Genomic DNA, 296 nt, shown 5'->3' on the forward strand with positions numbered 1-296 from the left:
CCGGGACTGCTGCTGGCGCTGCAGGCGTGGCCTATTGATCGTTGGCTTGCAATCTGCCAACCCGTCAAACGGGTTGTGGCGTTGGTGCTGGGCCAGTTCGGCGGCGCGAATCTGGATCTTGGACGGCACGCAGCCCACATTGACGCAGGTGCCGCCAATGATGTCGCCCGACTCGATCATGCTCACCCGCGCCCCTGCCTCAACGGCGCGGATGGCAGCCGCAAACGCGCCGCTGCCACTGCCAATGATCGCGATATGGCGGTTTTCGTCTTCTCCCGCGACCCGTGAAGACTGGG

Annotated in this window: 1 protein-coding gene; it reads right to left on the reverse strand. The window is 64.5% G+C overall.

Annotated features, from left to right (window positions below; genetic code table 11):
- The coding region (locus tag SADO_RS17205) for an FAD-dependent oxidoreductase (RefSeq protein ID WP_353113666.1) at positions 1–255 on the reverse strand (255 nt) is incomplete at its 3' end.
- Between the last annotated feature and the right edge of the window lie 41 nt (positions 256–296).

The sequence above is a fragment of the Salinisphaera dokdonensis CL-ES53 genome (assembly GCF_040361215.1).
Lineage (GTDB): Bacteria > Pseudomonadota > Gammaproteobacteria > Nevskiales > Salinisphaeraceae > Salinisphaera > Salinisphaera dokdonensis.